Here is a 4,560-nt window from a genome sequence, read left to right as displayed (position 1 = left end):
GCCCGCCCGAGCCGCAGGGCGGCGTCGCCGACGGCGGTCGCGAGCGCGACGCGCACGGTGTCGCCGTCCAGCGTCCAGGTCCCGCCGCGCCAGGGCGACGCGCCCCCGTCGGTCGTCTCGACCCGCGCCGCCGCCGCGCCGCCGGCGCCGGCCACCAGACGCAGCCGCGCCGGGAGGGCGGGGGCGCCCGTCCCCTCCCACGCCGGGTCGGGGCGGACGGCCCAGCACCCCGCGACCGACGCCGCGGCCCCCGCGAAGCCGCGCGCCGGGGCGGCGTCGCTCGCCACGACCCCCTCCAGCGCCAGCGCCTGCGGACGGAGCACGAGCGCGACGTTCGCGGTGTCGGCGCGCGCCACCGTCGCGCCCGCCTCGCCCGCGGCGTAGCCGACGCGCCGCGCCTGCACCCGCGCCGCCCCCGCCCGCACCCCGCCGATCACGAAGCTCCCCGAGTCGTCGGTGACGGCGCCCAGCTCCGACCCGACCACCTGGATGCTCGTCGAGACCAGCGGCCGGCCGTCGGCGTCGGTCACCCGCCCACGGATGGCGCCGGCCGCCGCGTCCGCCCCCGCGGCGGCGGACCGCGCCATCCGCCCCGAGAAGTCGCGGCGCGCGACCTCGCTCTCCTCCCGCGCCCGACGCTCCTCGGCGACCACCACGGGCGCCGGCGCGGCGGCCGGAGGCGGCGGGGCAGGGGTAGCCGGCGTGATGGCGAGCTTCTGCGCCGTCGGTGGCGCGAAGGCGGCGGTATCGGCGAGCTGATCGCGCCGAGCGAGCGCGAACGCCTCCGCCGCCGGGTCGGCCGCCAGCGCCCGCGCCACCGCGGCCGTGGTCGGCAGCGGGCGGGCAGGCGCGGGCGCCGCCGGCGGCAGCGGCTCCGCCACCGGCGCCGACACGACGTCGGCCGACGGCCCTCCGGTCGCCGGCACGGCCGACTCGGCGCGGTCCAGCGACGCGTCAGAGACGCTGCGAGCCTGTCGCGTCTGCCGAAGCACCGCCGCCGACCCGCCGGCGACCAGGAGCAGCGCGGCCGCCGCACGGGCCGGCGCCCCCGCCCACCACGGCCGGCGCGCGACGACCCGCGTCACCGGCGCTATCGGCGCCACCGGCGCTATCGGCGCGACCGGAGCCGCCGGGCGCGGGATCACACCGCCCGGGACCTCGTCGAGCGCCGTCAGCACCCGCGACGCCACCGCGACCAGCCCGCGGGCCTCGGCCACCAGCGCGCCACAATCGGCGCATGATGCCGTGTGCGACTCGGCGCGGGCCGCCGACTCGGGGGTCAGCGCGCCGTCGATCCAGGCGTGGGCCGTCTCCTCGGTCAGGTGCTCCCCGTCCCAGGTGCCCTCCCACCCGCCGGCCGTCGTCGGCTCAGCCACGCGTCCCTCCCGTCCGCGGCGCCGACGAAGGCCGCAGCGGCAGCGGGGCTCCCCCCGCCGGCACGCCACGCTCCTCCGCCGACACCGCCTCCCACGCCTCGGCGAGGCGGCGGCGCGCCCGGGCCAGCGTCGTGCCGACCGAGCCCACCGCCAGCCCCAGCGCCGACGCGATCTCGTGATAGTCCAATCCCTCCTCCCGCATCAGCAGCGCGAGCCGGTCCCGCTCCGCGAGCGCGTCCACCGCCCGCCGCGCCAGCGCCATCTCGTGCTGCCGCTCCATCGACGTCGGGCCGGGCTCGACGTGCGCCGGCTCCGTCTCGCGCAGCAGCTCCAGGTGACGCCGGCGGCGCGCGTCCTTCCGCGCCTCGTCCCGCACCAGGTTGGTCGCCACCGCGAACAGCCACGCCCGCTCCTGCGCCACCGGCCCGTGCCGGAGCGCCCGCAGGAAGGTCTCCTGCGCCACCTCCTCGGCCCAGTCGCGGTCCCCCAGCCGGCGCGTCAGGTAGCGCACCAGCGGGGGGTGGTACTCGCGGAACAGGCGTTCGACGTCGGAGTCGGGTGGCATCGCAGAGGGAGACGCGCGGGCCGACCAAACTTGCACAAAGACCTGCGACCTGCGACCTCACGGCGCTCGTGGGTCGCAGGTCGCAGGTCGCAGGACCAGCGGGGTCGTCTACTCTTCCCGCAGCGTGATCGCCGGCGCCACCCGCGTCGCCCGCCGCGACGGCAGCCAGCTGGCGGCGAACGCGACGGTGGCGAGGAGCGCCGCCACGCCGACGAAGGTGACCGGGTCGGTGGCGCTCACCTCGTAGAGCAGCGACTGGAGCACCCGCGTCACCGCCAGCGCGCCCCCCAGCCCCACCACCATCCCGACCGCGACCGGCGTCATCCCCTGGCGGAGCATCAGCCCCATCACGCGCGTCGGCGGGGCGCCGAGGGCGAGGCGGACCGCGATCTCGCGCTCGCGCTGGCGCACCACGTAGGCGACCACGCCGTACAGCCCGATCGCCGCCAGCATCAGCGCCAGCGACCCGAAGACTGTCACCAGCACCGTGAACAGGCGCTGCGTCGAGGCCGCGTCGGCGACCTTGGCCTGCATCGGCACCACCTCGAGGAACGCCTGCCCGGGCATGACCTCGCGGATCGCCGCCCGCACCGGCGCGGCCAGCCGCGTCGGGTCGCCCGACGTGCGCACCACCAGCGCCATCGCCGAGCGGGGCATCACCGTCTCCGGCACGTAGGCCGTGAAGGCGCCCGCCGAGTCGAGGCGCGCGCTGCGCACGTCGCCGGCGATCCCCACCACGCGGAACGGGATCCCGCGGAACTGGAACGTCTCGCCGATCGCCGACTTCCCGGGCCACGTCTGCTCCGCCATGCGGCGGCTGATCACCGCCGCCGGCGGCGCCGTGCTGTCGCCGGCCGTCGCGTCGACGTCGCCGCCGGCGAGCAGCGGCACGCCGAGCGCCTTGAGGTAGCCGGGCGTCGCGGGGGTCAGCAGCACGCGCGGCTCCTCCCCCTTCGGCGGCGCGGGGCGTCCCGGCACCGTGAACGGCACCGCTTCGCCGGGGTCCTGCGTGAGCGGCGCGTTCTTGGTCGCGCCGGCGGCGAGCACGCCCGGCACCTGGCGCACGCGCTCGACGATGCGCTGCCGGTCGCCCAGCAGCTTGGCCATCGACGCCTGCGGGGGGCTGTCCTCCAGCGTCGGGATCGCGAACCGCGCCAGCAGCGCGCCCTCGGCGCGGAAGCCGAGGTCCACCGTCGTCAGCCGCTCGAAGCTGCGCAGCATCAGCCCCGCGCCGGCCACGAGCACCACCGCCAGCGCCACCTCGGCGGCCACCAGCACGGCGCGCGCGCGGTGCGCCGACGACCCCGCGCCCACGCTCCCGCGCCCCGCCTCGCGCAGCGTCGCCGCCATGCGCGTGCCGAGCGAGGCGCGCAGCGCCGGCCACAGCCCGACCACTACGCCGGTGAGCAGCGACACGCCGAGCGCGAACGCGAGCACGCCGCCGTCGAGGCGCACGTCGGCGGCGCGCGGCAGGAAGTCGCCGGCCAGCGCGAGCAGCGTGCGCACGCTCCACCACGCGGTCAGCACGCCGAGCGCGCCGCCGGCCAGCGACAGCAGCAGGCTCTCGACGACGAGCAGCCGCACCACCTGCCCGCGGCTGGCGCCGAGCGCGCCGCGCAGCGCGATCTCGCGGGTGCGCGACGTGCCGCGCACGAGGAACAGGTTGGCGACGTTCGCGCACACCACGAGCAGCACCAGCAGCACCGCGCCGAGCATCACCAGCAGCCCGCGGCGCACGGGGCCGACGATCGTGTCGCGCACCGGCTCCGCCGTCGCCGCGACGAAGCCGCCGTTGCTGTCGGGGAAGCGCGCCGCGAGCTGCGTCAGGAACTGCTCGACCTCCTGCCGCCCCTGCTCGACCGACACGCCCGGCTTCAGCCGCGCGATCGGCGTCAGCCAGCGCGCCTCGCGCCCCGCGCCGACGTCGTCCTCGTCGAGCAGCGACGCCGGCACCCACACCGCGACGTCGGGCTCGGGGTACGCGAAGTCGCGCGGCATCACGCCGGCCACCGTGAACGGCTTCCCGTCGAGGCGGATCTGCCGCCCCACCACGCCGCGGTCGGCGCCGAGCTGGCGCTCCCAGAAGCCGTGGCTGACGACGACGTGCTGGTTGGCGCCGACGACGTGCTCCTCGGCGCGCAGCGTGTGGCCGACGGCGGCGGGCGTGCCGAGGGCGGGGAAGAAGCCCGCCGAGACGTAGGTCGTGCGCGCGTAGGTCGGCTCCGCGCCCGCCTCGCCGAAGACCATCCCGTTGCCGAGCGCGCGGAACGCGCCGACCGCGGCGAAGCGCGTGAGGTCGCGCTCCCAGTCCTGCAGCTCGGTGGCGCTGATCTCGCCGCGTGCCACGTCGGCGCCCGGGTTGGACGGCCACAGGCGCACCACGCGCTCGGCCTGCGGGAAGGGGAGGTCGCGCAGCAGGACGCCGCGCACCACCGAGAACATCGCCGTCGTCGCGCCGATGCCGAGGGCCAGCGTGAGGAGGACGACCGCGCTGAACCCCGGCGTGCGGCGCAGGGAGCGGGCGGCGTAGCGGAGGTCCTGCCCGAGGGCGCTCCAGAAGTCGTGGCGGCGCATCGCGGTCTCGCGGTGGGAGGAGATGTCGTGGCAGCGCGCGCGCAC

3 protein-coding genes are annotated in these 4,560 nt (G+C 77.9%); all 3 read right to left on the bottom strand.

All coding sequences use genetic code 11. From position 1 onward, the window contains the following. The coding region (locus PYV61_RS21340) for a carboxypeptidase regulatory-like domain-containing protein (protein WP_275835446.1) at window positions 1-1,376 on the bottom strand (1,376 nt) is incomplete at its 3' end. Then, window positions 1,369-1,941 carry a sigma-70 family RNA polymerase sigma factor gene (locus tag PYV61_RS21335; RefSeq protein WP_275835444.1) on the bottom strand — a complete coding sequence of 191 codons (573 nt, stop codon included), beginning with the start codon at window positions 1,939-1,941 and terminating at the stop codon, window positions 1,369-1,371. The genes PYV61_RS21340 and PYV61_RS21335, both read right to left, overlap by 8 nt. A 108-nt stretch (window positions 1,942-2,049) precedes the next feature. After that, a partial coding sequence (locus tag PYV61_RS21330) for an ABC transporter permease (RefSeq protein ID WP_275835442.1) occupies window positions 2,050-4,560 on the bottom strand: 2,511 nt, incomplete at its 5' end.

The sequence above is a fragment of the Roseisolibacter sp. H3M3-2 genome, assembly GCF_029211165.1.
GTDB lineage: Bacteria > Gemmatimonadota > Gemmatimonadetes > Gemmatimonadales > Gemmatimonadaceae > Roseisolibacter.
Note: the sequence above shows the minus strand (reverse complement) of the source record. Positions and strands in the feature narration are given on the sequence as shown.